This window comes from Nodosilinea sp. AN01ver1 (assembly GCF_050565655.1).
Classification (GTDB): Bacteria; Cyanobacteriota; Cyanobacteriia; order Phormidesmidales; family Phormidesmidaceae; genus Nodosilinea.
Genome location: NZ_JBNXVS010000036.1, coordinates 52,361 through 68,203, shown reverse-complemented (window position 1 = coordinate 68,203; position 15,843 = coordinate 52,361). Strand labels below are relative to the sequence as shown.

The 15,843-nt window shown below is 58.0% G+C and carries 15 protein-coding genes and 1 tRNA gene; 9 read left to right on the top strand and 7 right to left on the bottom strand.

Going from position 1 to position 15,843, the window contains the following annotated elements; translation table 11 throughout:
- Positions 1-123 precede the first annotated feature (123 nt).
- Complete coding sequence (locus ACQ4N7_RS22260; RefSeq protein WP_430713678.1) at positions 124-279, bottom strand: hypothetical protein; 156 nt, start codon at positions 277-279, stop codon at positions 124-126.
- Positions 280-488: 209 nt separating this feature from the next.
- Here ACQ4N7_RS22260 and ACQ4N7_RS22255 point away from each other — a divergent pair, with 209 nt between their 5' ends.
- The 4 genes from ACQ4N7_RS22255 to lexA all read left to right on the top strand — a co-directional run bounded on the left by ACQ4N7_RS22255 (position 489) and on the right by lexA (position 4,441).
- Entirely contained in the window at positions 489-914 is a 426-nt protein-coding gene (locus ACQ4N7_RS22255) for a hypothetical protein (protein WP_430713677.1), read from the top strand.
- Positions 915-1,028: 114 nt separating this feature from the next.
- Positions 1,029-1,766 (top strand): serine O-acetyltransferase, encoded by a 738-nt coding sequence (cysE, locus tag ACQ4N7_RS22250; protein WP_430713683.1) that lies wholly within the window; start codon positions 1,029-1,031, stop codon positions 1,764-1,766.
- 687 nt (positions 1,767-2,453) lie between these two features.
- Entirely contained in the window at positions 2,454-3,602 is a 1,149-nt protein-coding gene (rpoD, locus tag ACQ4N7_RS22245) for an RNA polymerase sigma factor RpoD (protein ID WP_430713676.1), read from the top strand.
- A gap of 224 nt (positions 3,603-3,826) precedes the next feature.
- Positions 3,827-4,441 (top strand): transcriptional repressor LexA, encoded by a 615-nt coding sequence (gene lexA, locus ACQ4N7_RS22240; protein ID WP_106867841.1) that lies wholly within the window; start codon positions 3,827-3,829, stop codon positions 4,439-4,441.
- A 149-nt stretch (positions 4,442-4,590) separates the two neighbouring features.
- Here lexA and ACQ4N7_RS22235 read toward each other — a convergent pair whose 3' ends face one another.
- The 6 genes from ACQ4N7_RS22235 to ACQ4N7_RS22210 all read right to left on the bottom strand — a co-directional run bounded on the left by ACQ4N7_RS22235 (position 4,591) and on the right by ACQ4N7_RS22210 (position 11,509).
- Positions 4,591-5,124: a hypothetical protein gene (locus ACQ4N7_RS22235; RefSeq protein ID WP_430713675.1), complete on the bottom strand. Its 534-nt coding sequence runs from the start codon at positions 5,122-5,124 to the stop codon at positions 4,591-4,593.
- A gap of 18 nt (positions 5,125-5,142) precedes the next feature.
- Positions 5,143-6,180, bottom strand: a complete 1,038-nt coding sequence (gene lpxD / locus ACQ4N7_RS22230; protein ID WP_430713674.1) for a UDP-3-O-(3-hydroxymyristoyl)glucosamine N-acyltransferase — start codon at positions 6,178-6,180, stop codon at positions 5,143-5,145.
- Between the two features lie 49 nt (positions 6,181-6,229).
- On the bottom strand, positions 6,230-7,597 hold the full coding sequence (gene rlmD, locus ACQ4N7_RS22225) for a 23S rRNA (uracil(1939)-C(5))-methyltransferase RlmD (protein ID WP_430713673.1): 1,368 nt from the start codon (positions 7,595-7,597) through the stop codon (positions 6,230-6,232).
- 96 nt (positions 7,598-7,693) lie between these two features.
- Positions 7,694-7,870 carry a hypothetical protein gene (locus tag ACQ4N7_RS22220; protein WP_430713672.1) on the bottom strand — a complete coding sequence of 59 codons (177 nt, stop codon included), beginning with the start codon at positions 7,868-7,870 and terminating at the stop codon, positions 7,694-7,696.
- Positions 7,871-8,081: 211 nt separating this feature from the next.
- Positions 8,082-10,547 carry an ATP-dependent Clp protease ATP-binding subunit gene (locus tag ACQ4N7_RS22215; protein ID WP_430713671.1) on the bottom strand — a complete coding sequence of 822 codons (2,466 nt, stop codon included), beginning with the start codon at positions 10,545-10,547 and terminating at the stop codon, positions 8,082-8,084.
- A 200-nt stretch (positions 10,548-10,747) separates the two neighbouring features.
- Positions 10,748-11,509 (bottom strand): GNAT family N-acetyltransferase, encoded by a 762-nt coding sequence (locus tag ACQ4N7_RS22210; RefSeq protein WP_430713670.1) that lies wholly within the window; start codon positions 11,507-11,509, stop codon positions 10,748-10,750.
- 195 nt (positions 11,510-11,704) lie between these two features.
- Between ACQ4N7_RS22210 and lysA the strand changes: the two genes are divergently transcribed.
- The 5 genes from lysA (at position 11,705) to ACQ4N7_RS22185 (ending at position 15,710) form a co-directional block, all read left to right on the top strand.
- Positions 11,705-13,120, top strand: a complete 1,416-nt coding sequence (gene lysA, locus ACQ4N7_RS22205) for a diaminopimelate decarboxylase (protein ID WP_430713669.1) — start codon at positions 11,705-11,707, stop codon at positions 13,118-13,120.
- 89 nt (positions 13,121-13,209) lie between these two features.
- The gene (gene cdaA, locus ACQ4N7_RS22200; protein WP_430713668.1) at positions 13,210-14,130 is read left to right on the top strand and encodes a diadenylate cyclase CdaA; all 921 of its coding nucleotides are present in this window, start codon (positions 13,210-13,212) and stop codon (positions 14,128-14,130) included.
- The gene (locus ACQ4N7_RS22195) at positions 14,127-14,882 is read left to right on the top strand and encodes an isoprenyl transferase (protein WP_430713667.1); all 756 of its coding nucleotides are present in this window, start codon (positions 14,127-14,129) and stop codon (positions 14,880-14,882) included. Before cdaA ends, ACQ4N7_RS22195 begins: the two co-directional genes overlap by 4 nt.
- Positions 14,883-14,961: 79 nt before the next feature.
- Complete coding sequence (pgsA, locus tag ACQ4N7_RS22190; protein WP_430713666.1) at positions 14,962-15,498, top strand: CDP-diacylglycerol--glycerol-3-phosphate 3-phosphatidyltransferase; 537 nt, start codon at positions 14,962-14,964, stop codon at positions 15,496-15,498.
- A gap of 122 nt (positions 15,499-15,620) precedes the next feature.
- Positions 15,621-15,710: transfer RNA gene (locus tag ACQ4N7_RS22185), tRNA-Ser, on the top strand.
- The last annotated feature ends 133 nt before the right edge of the window (positions 15,711-15,843 follow it).

The following is a 15,843-nucleotide window of genomic DNA, read 5'->3' as shown; positions in this document are numbered from 1 at the left end:
GGTGGCGCTCGTCTGCGCTCAAGCGAACAACGTACTTCTTCTGCATGACAGTCGGGCTAACTTCATGCAGAACAGGGTACCTCAGACTTTCATCTAACCCTAATTCTTAGTCTTGACGCTGCACTAGTCGCGCATGAGCCAGGTGGTTATCACCAGGGCGATGCCCCCCAGCAGCCAGGGCGACGGCACCAGCAGCTGGCCCAGGTGAGTCAGACTGTCGATGGTATGGGCGATCGCCCAGGTGCTCACTATACAAATCAGCAGCAGAATCAGTTCCATCGCTGGTGCCTCCTTTGACTATGGCTTGACATCCCTAGATAGGCTGCAACCACTCGGCTAGTGCTGCTAGAGACAGTTTCAATATCTGTCTATTATGGCGACCGATCGCCACCATCACCCAGCACTATAGATAGTGAACTGTAGAAGACTGGGGCACGGCAATGAAAACTCAACGGCAGAGAACCTTGGCCCTAGCAGCAGGCTTGGCAATGGTCGCAGTAGCCCTGCCGACCCTGGCTCAAGAGGCCAATTTTGAGTCGTTGACGCTCTCCGGGGCCGCCCCCACCGCCAGCGTTAGCGGCTTCACCAACGGTATTTCTGCGCTGTCTAATATCGCTGGGCGCGATCGCAACGGCATTATCTGCGCTGGCTTTGCCGACACCAACCCCGACCACATCATGGTCCTGCAGCAAGATCTTGCCTCGCTCACCCTCCAGGTCAACAGCGGCGGCAACGATACCAGTTTGCTGGTGCAGGGGCCCGATGGCACCGTTCGCTGCGGCGAAGACATCGATCGCCGCAACCCCGACGCCCTGATCCAAGATCAGAACTGGCCAGCCGGCACCTATCGCGTCTGGGTAGGATCCCACAGCCAGGGGCAGCGCTACAGCTACTCCCTCAGCGTCAGCCCCTAGTTCAGCCAAAAAGCTGGGCTAGAGATATCAGCCCTAGAATCTTGCCTGTGAGTGGGTGTTAGTCAAGGGCAAGCCCACGCTAGGATGATGAAGCTGCCATTAACCCCACTGCCCGTGCTCAAGACTCTGCTTGCCGACTTTCGCATCGTTTTCGAGCGTGACCCAGCGGCCCGCAACTGGCTAGAGGTATTGACCTGCTACCCCGGCTTCCACGCCCTGGCGCTGCATCGATTTAGCCACTGGCTGTGGCACCTGGGCCTGCCGCTAGTACCGCGCTTAATTTCCCACCTGGCACGGTTTTTAACCGGCATAGAAATTCACCCCGGTGCAACGATCGGCAAGGCGGTCTTCATCGACCACGGTATGGGGGTCGTCATTGGCGAGACAGCCATTGTGGGCGACTATGCCCTGATCTATCAAGGTGTCACCCTAGGCGGCACCGGCAAGGAAACCGGCAAACGCCACCCTACTCTGGGCGACAACGTCGTAGTTGGGGCTGGGGCAAAAGTACTTGGCAACATCTATGTGGGCCATAACGTGCGGATTGGAGCCGGTTCTGTGGTGCTGCGAGAAGTGCCTTCTGACTGCACCGTAGTCGGTGTACCAGGGCGGGTTGTGTACCGCGCTGGCGAACGGGTTGACCCGCTAGAGCACGGCAGCCTGCCCGATTCTGAGGCCCAGGTGATTCGGGCACTGCTCGATCGCATTGAATCGCTAGAAAAAGAAGTGCAGGCGATCGGGCAAAGCCGCCTCCAGCCAGTGCTGGTTGGGGCCGTACAGGGCAAAGACGGCACCTACTGCCGCCTTCAAGATCGAGTTATCGAAGAATTTTTGGGTGGCAGCGGCATATAGCACACTGCACATTTTTTGCCTACGTATAAGGTCAATCCATTTCATGAAATTTCGGATCCGTTTTCTTTAAACAGAAAAATTTGGATCCGTTTTTTCTTGGATTTAATCTGATTAATCTAGGCATCCGCAGCTTTACCGAATCTCAGCGGCTTACTCGCCAGAAATGTAAGGGTTTTGTCACAAAAGAAATGGGTTTGCTTCAGTAGTTTTGCCCCATGATCTGACTCAAACCCTCCTAACTTTATGTCAGTTGCCGAAAGCAAAACAGGTCTTACCCATATCAAATTTGGTGAATAAGGCCTCAAATAAGTAGTGTGTTTGTTCTACAAGCTTCTCTTTTTAACGGCTCACAGCACTCATTTTGATTCTGTCTTTATGCCCTAAAGTTAAGCCTTTCAGCCGATTCGGCTGCTCCTCTCAAAAGTTGGGGTGGTACATCACCTGATATTGCAGTTAAAATTGAAAAGCTTCGGCTCCGCTAATGTATTCCTCCTGGTAGAGGCGACAGCGAGCTAGGCCATCAGCTCAAGATCAGTGCTATAGCCAGCCTACCTGTTTGGGCCTATACCATCCGATCGCTAAAAAATAGATCCGCACTTTTTCGGAACTGTGGGCATCTACTGAAAAGAGCTGTTAATCTGATCACAGTCTTTGTCTTTCAACCTTAAGGAGCACGAGGATCGCGGCATGACCCAAGCAAATCATCTGCTCGTTGGCACCATCGACCCTGATACTGAACTCGATCTGCTGATCGACGGTAGCGATAACGATGGCGACGAGAATTTTGTTGCTCAAGATGACGAGGCCGGCGCCGATGACAAAGCGCCTAAAGGGAAAGTAACCCGCCGCCGAACTCAAACCAAGAAACGCCACTACACCGAAGACTCTATTCGTCTCTACCTGCAAGAGATTGGCCGCATCCGACTGCTGCGGGCCGAAGAAGAAATTGAGCTCGCCCGCAAGATTGCCGACCTGCTCAAGCTAGAGCGCATCTATGATGAGCTAGCCGATGCCCTAGAGTATGATCCTAGCGATGCTGAGTGGGCCGAAGCCGTTAGCAAAGACGAAGGTCAAACCTACAGCCTGGGCAGTTTCCGCCACCGCCTGCACATCGGTCGCCGCGCTAAAGACAAGATGGTGCAGTCCAACCTGCGTCTGGTGGTTTCGATCGCTAAGAAGTACATGAACCGTGGCCTTTCCTTCCAGGATCTCATTCAGGAAGGCAGCCTGGGTCTGATTCGAGCCGCCGAGAAATTTGACCACGAAAAGGGCTATAAGTTCTCAACCTATGCCACCTGGTGGATTCGTCAGGCCATCACCCGCGCGATCGCCGACCAGTCGCGCACCATTCGCCTGCCGGTGCACCTTTACGAAACCATTTCTCGCATCAAAAAAACCACCAAGCTGCTCTCCCAGGAGCTAGGCCGCAAACCCACCGAAGAAGAGATCGCCACTCGTATGGAGATGACCATCGAGAAGCTGCGGTTCATCGCCAAGTCGGCTCAGCTGCCCATCTCCCTCGAAACGCCCATTGGTAAAGAAGAAGATTCTCGCCTGGGGGACTTCATTGAGTCGGATGGCGAAACTCCTGAAGATCAGGTATCTAAGAGCCTGCTCCGGGAAGACCTTGAAAGCGTACTGGGCACCCTCAGCCCCCGTGAGCGCGACGTGCTGCGCCTGCGCTACGGCCTCGACGATGGTCGCATGAAGACCCTCGAAGAGATTGGTCAAATTTTCAACGTCACTCGCGAGCGCATTCGCCAAATTGAAGCCAAGGCTCTCCGCAAGCTGCGCCATCCCAACCGCAACAGCATTCTAAAAGAGTACATTCGTTAAAACTGCGTCTGGCTTCAGCTATCTACGGCTGAGAGCCAACAGCACTATCAATACTTAAGGGCTGCCCTGGGGCAGCCCTTTTTGTTGCGCAACAAAAGTTGCGCAACGGCGCGGTGGGAAGGCAGGGGTAGATCAATCAACTTTTTGCTGCTACAGTGGACAGATTGTCGCCTAGCTGGTACACTTGTTCCATGAAATGACGTTGATGCTGTGGCCTAAACCCTATGGAACCCTTAACAACTGCCCAACAGGAACTCTACGACTGGCTAATAGACTACATTCGAGCCAATCAGCACTCTCCGTCTATTCGCCAAATGATGAGAGCGATGAATTTGCGCTCTCCTGCCCCCATTCAGAGCCGTCTAGAGCACCTCAAAAACAAAGGCTATATCGAGTGGAGCGAGGGCAAAGCTCGCACCATTCGGGTTCGAGATGACGTGCGGGGCGTGCCCATTCTAGGCACCATTGCCGCTGGTTTTGTCAACGAAGCCTTCACCGATGCCGTTGAGCGCTTAGACCTCAACGGTCTGCCTATTCAGTCGGGTGATTACGCTCTTAAAGTTACCGGCGACAGCATGATCGAGGCCATGATTCAGGACGGAGACGTGGTCATCATGCGCCCCGTGAAAGACCCCCAGGGCATTCGAGAAGGTACTATCGTCGCGGCTCGGGTTGAGAGCGGCACCACCCTCAAGTCCTTCCATCGCCAGGGCAACCAGGTGCAGCTTAAACCCGCTAACCCCAACTACCCTGTGATGGAGTTTCCAGCCGACCTAGTAGACGTGCAGGGGCGGCTCGTAGCTGTATGGCGCGGCATTGATCCCGACTTCGCTGTTTAGGGCTAATATCGGGCAATTTCCATAGTGCTTACTACCGCTGTTGCTTTTGGCTACAGCGGTTTTTTGGCAAATTGCCCCCGAGGTAGTGTCTTACTGTCGAACACTAGCAGCCCATTCTCGCCTAAACTGACCGGCAGTGATAGCCATCGCTATATCTTGTCTCTCAATTCACCCTCTGGTTCATCTCCCTCAACAGCCAGCTGCGGGGGATTGTTGAGTACGTGGAGGCAGTTTTTTAAGGTTGCTTTGACTGACTCGTGGGTGTACTCATCGTCGGGGTGAGGGGGCTGACCCGGTTGTTGAAAGTGGGGGCGACAGTCGTAGATCTGCCCCCAGGTAACATCGGCCTGACGGACGAGTTCGTAGAAGGTTTCGGGCGATCGCAGTACTGCTTCCAGCAAATCTTTCACGGCCTCAGCGGGGTTTTGCACATGTTGGCTAAGGCGAGTTTCGTCGTCACAAAGCCACCGATCGAGTACCTGATGCAGCGCACCGGGGCCGTCAGTTAAGGCTTCCTTCAGTGCCTGCTGAGCCCCGTGCTTGGCCTGAACCAGCCGGGGAATAGGCGATTCTCCCTTCATGAAGCTGCCGGCCTCCTGCCCGATCGCATCAGCCAGGGTAAACGGACGGCTCAGCCGCAGCTCTTGCTGAATATCGGGCTGGTTGGCAGAATCGGCGGTCATCGGCTTCTGAACGTGGGGTTAGGGCAGTCGCTTTTGCAGCTGCTGAAAGGTTTTATACATGTCTGGCAGGCGGCGGTACACCGCCGAAGCCTTGAGAAATACCTTGTAGGGCAGCGCTGGCGAACCGGCCACCGTTTCACCGGGGGCAACGTCGCTGTGGATGCCGGTTTTGGCGGTAGCGATCGCCCCGTCGCCAATCTTAGCCTGATTGGCAATGCCCACCTGGCCCGCCAGAATCACCCGATTGCCAACGATTACACCCCCGGCCATGCCCACCTGGGCGGCCATGACCACCCCTTCGCCCACCTGACAGCCGTGGGCGATGTGCACCAGGTTATCGAGTTTGGTACCCCGACCAATGCGGGTAGTACCGACAGCAGGGCGATCGATGGTGGTGTTGCTGCCAATCCGCACGCCGTCTTCAATCACCACAATGCCCGACTGCTCCATTTTTTCCCAGCCCTGGGCGGTAGGCACAAAGCCAAAGCCCTCGGCCCCAATTACCGCGCCGCTGTGGATAGCGCAGTCGGCCCCAATTTGGGCTCGTTCGTGGACGGTGCAGTTGGCGTGCAGTACGGTGCGATCGCCCACCTGCACCTCAGGGTAAACCACCACGTTAGGGTGCACACAGACGCCATCTCCCAGCCTCACTCCGGCCTGAATTACAGCGTTGGCTCCAATCGAGACCCGCTCACCGCAGACAGCGGTCGGATCGACGACGGCGCTGGGATGAATGCCGGGGCCGGGCTGGTAGGGGGTGTAGAACAGGGCAATGGCGCGGGCAAACGCCAGTCGTGGGTCAGACGTACTGAGCCACGCTAACCCGCGCTCGGTTGCCTGGGCCTGCATGGTGGGGTTCTGAGGCAAAATCAGGGCACTGGCCTGGGTCTTGGCTACAAAAGCGGCGAACTTGTCTCCCTCGATGTAGCTCAGCGTCCCGGTTGAGGCCTGGTCGACGGCGGCAACCCCGGCGATCTCTGGGTCGTGACTGGGGTCGGTGGTTAAACTGGAGGCCGCAGTAATCTGAATCTTGTCGGCAATGGTGCTGAACTTCATAGGCGCTGAGGGATAGGAGCTGGGGACGGGCGCAAAAACCAACTGGCTTTTACGCTACCAGAAATGCGACGCATTCTACGTGAGGAGTCTGGGGAAAGAAGTCGGCAGGCTGGGCCTTAGTCAGCCGGTAGCCGCCCTCTTCTCGCAGCACCTTGAGGTCACGGGCCAGAGTAGCCGGGTCACAGCTCATGTAGACGATGCGGGGCGGATGCAGTTCGAGCAGGGTGTCAAGCACGGAGCGATCGCAGCCTTTGCGCGGCGGGTCCAGCACCACCACATCCAGCGGATCGTTGAGGCTAGCCGCCGCCAGCGACAGCCGTTCTGCCACGTCTCCAGCCTGAAATTCCACGTTGTCAATACCGTTCAGCCCGGCATTGATCAGAGCCTGGGCCACGGCCTCGGGCTGCACCTCCAGGCCCACCACTCGTCTAGCTTTTTGGGCCAGCGGCAGGGTCAGGGTGCCCACCCCGCAGTAGGCGTCAATCAGAGTTTCACTGCCGGTGAGCTGTAGCTCATCTAAAATCACCTGTAGCACCCGCTCGGCCTGCTCGGTATTCACCTGAAAGAACGTCGTGGCGTGGATGCGGAACCGCAGACCCGCAAACATTTCTTCGATGTAGGGCACGCCGTCGATGACCAGAGTTTCGGCCCCAAAGATGGCGTTGGTTTTGTCGGGGTTGAGGTTGACGCAGACCCCGACGAGACTGGGGTAGCGATCGCGCCACTCCTGGGCCTGCAGCTCAATATCTTTTAGGTTGGGCGCGGTAGACACCAGGGTGAGCAACTGCTGCCCCGTGCGCCGCCCCACCCGCAGGGCCAGGTGCCGCAGTCGCCCCTGGTGCTTAGTCTCGTTATAAATAGACCAGCCCCGCTCCTGAATGTCGCGCTTGACCTCCGCCAGCAGGGGGTTCAGGCGCTCGTCCTGCACGGGGCACTGGTTGAGGTTCACCAGCTTGTGGCTGCCCTGGCGAAAGTAGCCCGCCTTGACCTGGCCTTCCGGCGATCGCCCCAGGGGATAGGTGGCTTTGTTGCGGTAGCCCAATGGCGCTTCAGCCGCCAAAATCGGCAGCACCTCGGGCTCCTCAAACCCACCGATGCGCGTCAGGGCATCGAGCACCTGCTGCTGCTTCGCCGCCAGCTGGGCCGGGTAGTCAATCGACTGCCACTGGCAGCCGCCGCATTTATCAGCCACAATGCAGGCGGCCCGCACGCGATCGGGGGAGGGGGTGAGCAGCTGCCGCACTTTTGCTCGGCCAAAGGTTGGCTTAGCCTGCACCAGGCGCGCTCGCACGGTATCGCCAGGCACGGTGTCGGGCACAAACACGACCCGCTCCTGCCAACGCCCCAGACCGTCACCACTGCTGCTGAGGTCGGTAATCGCCAGATCAATTGTTTCCCCCTGCTGCCACTGGTCCATGGCTGTGCTCCTGCAATGCTTTTCCAATCCGCCTATCGACTGTAGCAAGGGAAACGACCGATGGGGAAACCCGTGACCTAATGCAACCCTAGACCTCTACTCATCCTCGCTGCGGAGGGCATCAATGGTCTCAGCGCTGAGCAGAGGCTTGAGCTGAGCCTGAACGGTTTCGGGCTGGTTACCCCAAAGCATTTTACAAAAGGCACTTTTACCCTGCTGACTGGCTCGATTAAATACGCCAGCCAATTTTTCGCAGTTGGTGGTGTCGCCCATGGTGAAACCTCTCAAATGGTGTTGCCAGCATAGCGGCTCTGGGCCGCCAGCGCATGACCTATGGGGGTAAAAAGTAAAATGCCGTCCCCAAAATGAGAACGGCATTCTTAACAACACATAACACAGCTTTCATTACGGGTGGATAAAGCAGGTAGGCGGTCCCAGCCTTGCTGGGTAACCCTGGGCTCTACCCAACCCGTAGCGACTGTCGCTAGCTCTCGGCGGAGATTAGCTCGCGACGCTGCTCGGCCTGGATCGTCACCTTGCCGCTGTCGTCGACATCGACGGTGGCAGTATCGCCATCGCCCAGACGACCCGAGAGAATCTCTTCGGCCAGGGTGTCTTCGAGCAGGCGCATGATCGCCCGACGCAGCGGCCGTGCCCCGTAGCTGGGGTTGTAGCCCTCTTCCACCAGACGCTCCTTGAAGCGCTCGGTGACCTGCAGGTGAATGTTTTTCTCGGTGAGTCGAGCAAACACCTCCTTGAGCAGGATGTCGGAGATCTCCTTGACCTCGTCCTTGGTGAGCTGACGGAAGACGATGATTTCGTCGAGACGGTTGAGGAACTCAGGCCGGAAGTACTGCTTGAGTTCTTCGTTGACCAGGGAGCGAATGCGGTTGTACTGCGACTCGGCCTGATCTTGCTCGAACTCAAAGCCGAGGCCGCCGCCGCCCTTCTCGATTACCTTGGAGCCGATGTTGGAGGTCATGATCAGCAGGGTGTTCTTGAAGTCCACCGTGCGGCCCTTGGCATCGGTGAGGCGACCGTCTTCTAAGATTTGCAGCAGCATGTTGAAGACGTCGGGGTGGGCTTTCTCGATTTCGTCGAACAGCACCACGGTGTAGGGGCGACGGCGCACCGCCTCGGTCAGCTGACCGCCCTCGTTGTAGCCGACGTAGCCCGGAGGCGAGCCAATTAGCTTGGAGACCGTGTGGCGCTCCATAAACTCAGACATATCGAGGCGAATCATCGACTCTTCAGAGCCGAAGAAGTAGGCCGCCAGAGACTTGGCTAGCTCGGTCTTACCAACCCCAGTGGGGCCAGAGAACACAAAGCTGGCAATGGGGCGGTTGGGGTTTTTGAGGCCCACCCGAGCCCGGCGAATGGCGCGGGAAATGGCCTTCACCGCCTCGTCTTGGCCGATCAAACGCTGGTGCAGAGTGTCTTCCATGTGCATCAGCTTCTCGGACTCGGACTCGGTGAGCTTGCTCACCGGCACCCCGGTCCAGGAGGCGACGATATGGGCGATATCCTCTTCACCCACCACGGGCATATCTTCGCCCTCGGCGTCTTCGGTAGCCTTATTTTGGGCGATCGCGCGGATTTCGGCCTTGATTTCCATCTCGCGATCGCGCAGTTCCCCGGCCTTGTCAAAGTCCTGGGAACGGACGGCGTTATCTTTATCTTTGAGCACCTGGCGCAGCTCGCGATCGAGCTCTTTCGCCGCCGGGGGCAGCTGGGAGTTGATCAGGCGCACGCGGGAACCGGCCTCGTCGATCAGGTCGATGGCCTTGTCGGGCAAAAAGCGATCGGCAATGTAGCGATCGGAGAGCTTGGCGGCGGCCTCCAGGGCTTCGTCGGCGATCTTCAGCTTGTGGTGCTGCTCGTAGCGATCGCGCAGGCCGTGGAGAATCTCAATGGTCTCATCTACGCTGGGCTCGCCCACCATCACCGGCTGGAAGCGGCGCTCCAGGGCGGCGTCGCGCTCGATGTGCTTGCGGTACTCATCGAGGGTGGTGGCCCCAATGCACTGCAACTCACCCCGCGCCAGGGCCGGTTTGAGAATGTTGGCGGCGTCGATCGCGCCCTCGGCAGCCCCCGCCCCAATCAGGGTGTGGACCTCATCGATCACCAGGATGACGTTGCCCGCCGTGCGGATCTCATCCATGATTTTCTTCAGGCGCTCTTCAAACTCGCCCCGGTACTTGGTACCGGCCACCAGCAGACCGATGTCGAGGGTGACCACGCGGCGGTCTTCGAGAATGTCGGGCACGTCGCCGTTGCCAATGCGCTGGGCCAGACCTTCCGCGATCGCGGTTTTACCCACGCCGGGTTCGCCAATTAACACCGGGTTATTTTTGGTGCGCCGACCCAGAATTTGGATAACGCGCTCAATTTCTTTCTGGCGACCCACCACCGGATCGAGCTTGCCGTCGGCGGCCATTTGGGTCAGGTTCGAGCCAAACTCGTCGAGGGTGGGGGTTTTAGTGCGGCCTTGACCGCCCCCGGCAGAGACCTCAGCGGTTTCACCCAGCATGCGAATTACCTGAGTGCGTACCTTGGAGAGGTCGACGCCCAGATTTTCGAGAACGCGGGCCGCGACCCCCTCGCCTTCGCGGATCAGTCCCAGGAGCAGGTGCTCGGTGCCAATGTAGTTGTGGCCGAGCTGACGAGCCTCTTCCAGGGAGAGTTCAAGCACACGCTTGGCTCGGGGGGTAAAGGGAATTTCAACGGCGACAAAGCCGGAGCCACGACCAATAATCTTTTCGACTTCGATACGCGCATCCTTGAGATTGACGCCCATCGACTTCAAGACCTTGGCGGCTACGCCTGTGCCTTCCCCAATTAACCCCAGGAGAATCTGCTCGGTGCCCACAAAGTTGTGGCCTAACCGACGAGCTTCCTCCTGCGCCAGCATGATGACCTTGATTGCTTTTTCTGTGAAGCGTTCAAACATGATGGTATTAATCACCTGGTGCGTGCCGGATAGGCAAATTCTAGCACAGTGATTTTTGTCGGTTGTGCCCTACTAAACAGCCGGTTTACCGCGCTTAGTTAGCGCGCTCCTAAAACTGCAAAAACAGCTTGGGATCGCCAATGGTCAATAGGTTGAGATTTGAGAAAATGTAAATTTTCTCAACTTTTAAAGGTTCGGTTTCAGGTTCGGTTCCCCATTATTTTTTCATCTGCAATCTGCCAACCCTGCCGTTCCAGTCGGTGGCGAGTCGTGCTGTAGCGCTGGGTTAAGCGATCGCGAAATTCAGGCATTTTGAGGGAATTTTGCCAGAGAATCAGCGCATCTTCGCCGTCAGGGTAGTAGCGGCGGCGGCGACCCAGGGTCTCAAAGCCAAAGGATTCATAGAGGGCCAGGGCGCGGCTGTTGGAGAGGCGTACCTCTAACGTGGCGCGGGTCAGAACAATAGGGTCATCGGGGGCCAATCTTCGATAGTCGCAGGCATCAAAGAGCAGGTTGAGCAGCAGCCACTGACCCAGCCCCCGCCGCTGATAGCGAGGATCGATGGCCAGTACGGTAATGTGGGCCTCATCTAAAATGGCCCAGTAGCAGCCCAGCCCCATCAGGGTAGGGGCCTCTGGTTCAGGCTCGTCTGGCTCATGGTTTGGCTCACGATCTGGCCCAGTTTTATCTGGCGTGGCGCTAATGGATTCCCCTGGCGCAGCTGGGGCTAAACCCTTACCCCCGTCAGCTTGCAAGTCGGCTATCGAAGCAATCGATAGATCGGCGACGGCTCCCCCAGTAGCATTGGGCCTATGAACCAACATCAGCAACCGGCTGTTGGGGCTCGCGATCTCACGGCTGTAGGCCTCTGCTGACCACAGCCCCCCCAGGGCGCTTTGATCGAGCGCGACTAGGGCCGCAATATCGTCTTGGCTCGGAGGCTGGCAAGAAAGGTAGCCCAAAACTTGATTGGCCAAATCTAGATCAATTTCAACCGGCTAAAAACTGGCACAGCCCTTAATTGTACACTTAGGGTTGGGTCGCGGCGCGACGGTGTAGCGCTCAGCCCAGTCAACCACCGCCGGTTTTAGAGTCGCGGCAGCTACCCCTTAAACTCAAACCCTGATCCCTCTTTCGTTTCTGTGAGCGCAACGTCTATGGTTTCGACTTCTCCCGTGCCGGCCTCGACTGCCGATAGCCGCCAGTACCTCCCCCCCACCAATCCTGACGGAACGCTGTCTCCTAACCAGCAGCTTTTGCCTCTGACCGCCACCGTTACCCCCGACGACCACCTGAGCGTCGGCGACTGCGATGTCGTTGATTTAGTCGAGCGGTTTGGCACCCCTCTCTATATTTTGGATGATCACACCCTGCGGACGGCCTGTCGTCAGTACCGTCAGGGCTTTGAGCGCTACTATCCGGGCGAGGCGCTGGTGCTCTATGCCTCTAAAGCCTGGAGCTGTATGGCGATCTGCGCGATCGTCACCGATGAGGGGCTGGGCATTGATGTTGTCTCAGCGGGAGAACTGCTGACCGCCACTGAAGCCGGAGCAGCTCCTGAAAAAATTTACTTTCACGGCAACAACAAGTCTTTAGAAGAATTGTCTCTGGCGGTAGACGTGGGCTGCCGCATTGTCGTCGACAACTGGCTAGAGCTGAAAACCCTGGGCGAAGTCGCGACTCGTGCAGGCAAAACCGTGCCCGTGCTGCTGCGGGTGACCCCCGGCATTGAGTGCCACACCCACGAATACATTCGCACCGGCCACCTCGACAGCAAGTTTGGCTTTGACCCCGACCAGATCGAGGCGGTGTTTGAGTTTCTGACTGGGCAACCCCAGCTCAGCTGTCTGGGGGTACATGCCCACATTGGCTCGCAGATTTTTGAACTCAACCCCCACACCGACTTGGGCGGCGTTATGGCCCAGTGGCTGGTGACGGCTCAGCGCTACGGCCTGACGCTGACGGAACTGGATGTGGGCGGCGGTTTGGGCATTCGCTACACCGAGGGCGACGACCCACCGAGCATTGATACCTGGGTGAAGACCGTGTGCGAGAGCGTAGTAGCGGCTTGCGAGGCTCAGGGTATACCGCTGCCGCGGCTGCTGTGCGAACCGGGGCGATCGCTGGTGGGCCCTGCCTGCGTCACCGCCTATCGCGTCGGCAGTCAAAAGGTGATTCCTGGTTTGCGCACCTACGCCTCAGTCGACGGCGGTATGTCAGACAACCCGCGCCCGATTACCTATCAGTCGGTGTACCGAGCGCTGGTAGCCAACCGCATGGCTGCGCCTCTGGCCGAAACCATTACCCTGGCCGGTAAACACTGTGAGTCAGGCGATATCTTAATTAAGGATGCGGCTCTGCCCGAGTTGAAGAGCGGCGATGTAGTTACTATTGCGGGCACAGGTGCCTACAATTACAGCATGGCTTCGAACTACAACCGGGTGCCTCGGCCTGCGGCAGTGCTGGTGACCGAGGGTGACGCCACCTTGATCATTCGTCGGGAAACCGTAGCCGATCTGCTTCGTCAGGACTGCTTACCTGAAGCCCTGCGGCCCAAAGCCAAGTCACCCTAAGCCCAGCAGCCAGCCTTGGACAGGGTTTTGCCGGGGGCTGATCAGGCCACCTATCGCACAGCCGCTCAGGCACCATCCTCTAACGCTGCATGAACTACCTCTGGGAGCAATGGCTAACAAACCTTGACCAGGTTAGGTTCGTGCTTCAGGCGCTGGACATTGTGCTGGTGCTGCTGCTGAGCTACGTGGTGCTAGTCATTATTGGCGAGCGCCGCACGTTGTGGATGGTGCGGGGGCTGATCTTCTTAATGCTGGCGGCGGCGCTGAGCAAGTTTTTGGGCCTGGCGCTGCTGGGCTTTGTGCTCGACAAACTGGTGATTGGCTCAGCAGTGGCCATGGCCTTTATGCTTCAGGGGGAGTTTCGGCGGCTGCTGGAGCTGCTGGGCCAGGGGCGGGTGTGGGAGTTGCTCAGCCCTTCGCGCGAAACGATGCCCCAGCCCGACAACGTGATCGATGAAATTGTCGATGCGGTCAAGGAACTGTCGCAAAACCGCACTGGGGCTCTCTTAATTCTTGAAATTGATAAGCCGATCGACGAGCGAGATTTTACGGTGCCGGGGGTGCGCATCAATGCCGAGGTCTCTAAGGAGCTGATTCAAACTATTTTTCAAACCAGCACCCTGCTCCACGATGGGGCAATGCTCGTGCGGGGAGCACGGATTGCGGCAGCGGGGGTAATTTTGCCGATCTCTGAGCGGGTGGCCTCACGCCAGCTGGGCACCCGCCACCGGGCGGCGATGGGCATTACCGAACGGGTGGAGCACTGTCTTTGTGTTGTGGTATCCGAAGAAACGGGGTCTATTTCTTTGGCGGAAGGCGGTATCCTAGATCGGCCTCTGACCAGCAGCCGCCTGCGCAGTATTCTGCGGTCTAAGTTTTCGAAATCGGTCGATCGCGAGGCGGTGGCCCCCCAGCTCAGAAGCCTTGGTCGGCGGCTGAGCAGCCTTGGGACTGCCTACGTGCTGCGCTTGTTTCGTCTTCCCTCATCGTCTCCCCGAGAGAAAAAATGACCACCAAGCCTGTTGTTCGCTATGCCCTGCCCGCCGACCTCCAGCCCGATCGCCTGCCCCAGCACGTAGCGGTCATTATGGACGGCAACGGGCGCTGGGCCAAACAGCGGGGCCTACCGCGCATTATGGGCCACCGCCGGGGGGTTGATACCCTCAAAACGCTGCTGCGCTGCTGCCGCGACTGGGGGATCGGGGCGCTGACGGCCTACGCCTTTTCGACGGAGAACTGGGGTCGCCCTATTGAAGAAGTGGATTTTTTGATGGCGCTGTTTGAGCGAGTGCTGCGCCAGGAACTGCTGGAAATGATGGAAGAAAACGTCCGCATTCGCTTTGTGGGTAACCTGGCGGCGCTGCCGCGATCGCTGCAGGGCGAGATTCACCAGGCCGTTACCCAAACCCAGGACAACCACGGCATTGAGTTTACGGTGGCAACTAACTACGGCGGTCGGCAGGAGATTGTGCAGGCCTGCCGCTCGATCGCTGAACAGGTGCAGCAGGGCCAGCTCAGCCCCGACGACATCAGTGAAGATCTGTTTGGCCGCCACCTGTACACCGCCGGCATTAGCGACCCCGACCTGCTGATTCGCACCAGCGGCGAAATGCGGATCAGCAATTTTCTGCTGTGGCAGCTGGCCTACGCCGAAATTTATGTCACCGAAACCCTGTGGCCCGACTTCGATGCCTCGGAGTTTCACCGGGCGATCTACGCCTACCAACAGCGCGATCGCCGGTTTGGCAAAGTCAAAGGGTAACCGTTTAGCCACCGCTGCCTCGCCAGTACCCGCCCAGAAGAGGATGTAAAAGCGGCTGGGCTCGGTATACCCTAGAGCCATGAATTTACCGACTTGGATTACAGTATCGCGGCTGCTGGGTGTGCCCCTGCTGCTGATCTTATTGCAGGCACCGACGGAAACCCAGCGCTGGTGGGCGGCAGCCCTTTTTGTGGTGGCGGCGGGCACCGATTGGCTCGACGGCTACCTGGCCCGGCGGCTGAACCAGGTCACCGACCTGGGCAAATTTTTAGACCCGCTGGTAGACAAGCTGCTGGTGTTTGCTCCGCTGCTGATGCTGATCGAACTGGGCCAGGTGCCCGCCTGGGGCGTGTTTTTAATTGTGGCGCGGGAGATTACGATCGCAGGCTGGCGCGTCAACCCGGTGCTGCAGGCGGGCGGCGCGGTGCCTGGGGCCAACCTGTGGGGCAAGGCCAAAACCGTGGTGCAGATCGCGGCGATCGCGCTGCTGATTGCCCCTCACCCACCCGCCTGGGATCTGCCTGCCCTGGGGCTGTTTTGGCTGGCGGTGGCGCTCACCCTGATTTCGGGGCTGGTCTATCTCTGGCCGCAGCTGCAGCCGCGCCGCGCTGCGTAGGGTTTTGACACGACTATGTGAGCCATCCGCTTAAGCGATCGACAAACAGGCCAAAAAAGTTGTCCGGTTCGATCAAGTCTCGGCCAAGTGTCTGCTAAACTAACAAGGAACTTCTTGTTCTTGGAAGCGTGGCTGAGTGGTCGAAAGCGCCTCCCTGCTAAGGAGGTAGGGGAGTAAACCTTCCCTCGTGGGTTCAAATCCCACCGCTTCCGTATTTTGAACCTAAAAAAGCGGCTGAGATGAGTGCTCATCTCAGCCGCTTTTTGTTGTAGAACCAGCTGGCTTTTCAAAATACAGGTGTACTCAGGGTTCGCTTGTACTGTAGGCTTAGGGCAGTGGTGCTAA

What these genes read in the sequence shown, in the direction of transcription:
- ACQ4N7_RS22215 (WP_430713671.1), bottom strand. Translation starts at nt 10,547, where the DNA reads ATGTTTGAACGCTTCACAGAAAAAGCAATCAAGGTCATCATGCTGGCG.
- lpxD (WP_430713674.1), bottom strand. Translation starts at nt 6,180, where the DNA reads ATGAAGTTCAGCACCATTGCCGACAAGATTCAGATTACTGCGGCCTCC.
- ACQ4N7_RS22260 (WP_430713678.1), bottom strand. Translation starts at nt 279, where the DNA reads ATGGAACTGATTCTGCTGCTGATTTGTATAGTGAGCACCTGGGCGATC.
- lexA (WP_106867841.1), top strand. Translation starts at nt 3,827, where the DNA reads ATGGAACCCTTAACAACTGCCCAACAGGAACTCTACGACTGGCTAATA.
- rlmD (WP_430713673.1), bottom strand. Translation starts at nt 7,597, where the DNA reads ATGGACCAGTGGCAGCAGGGGGAAACAATTGATCTGGCGATTACCGAC.
- lysA (WP_430713669.1), top strand. Translation starts at nt 11,705, where the DNA reads ATGGTTTCGACTTCTCCCGTGCCGGCCTCGACTGCCGATAGCCGCCAG.
- ACQ4N7_RS22195 (WP_430713667.1), top strand. Translation starts at nt 14,127, where the DNA reads ATGACCACCAAGCCTGTTGTTCGCTATGCCCTGCCCGCCGACCTCCAG.
- ACQ4N7_RS22220 (WP_430713672.1), bottom strand. Translation starts at nt 7,870, where the DNA reads ATGGGCGACACCACCAACTGCGAAAAATTGGCTGGCGTATTTAATCGA.
- pgsA (WP_430713666.1), top strand. Translation starts at nt 14,962, where the DNA reads ATGAATTTACCGACTTGGATTACAGTATCGCGGCTGCTGGGTGTGCCC.
- ACQ4N7_RS22235 (WP_430713675.1), bottom strand. Translation starts at nt 5,124, where the DNA reads ATGACCGCCGATTCTGCCAACCAGCCCGATATTCAGCAAGAGCTGCGG.
- cdaA (WP_430713668.1), top strand. Translation starts at nt 13,210, where the DNA reads ATGAACTACCTCTGGGAGCAATGGCTAACAAACCTTGACCAGGTTAGG.
- rpoD (WP_430713676.1), top strand. Translation starts at nt 2,454, where the DNA reads ATGACCCAAGCAAATCATCTGCTCGTTGGCACCATCGACCCTGATACT.
- ACQ4N7_RS22255 (WP_430713677.1), top strand. Translation starts at nt 489, where the DNA reads ATGGTCGCAGTAGCCCTGCCGACCCTGGCTCAAGAGGCCAATTTTGAG.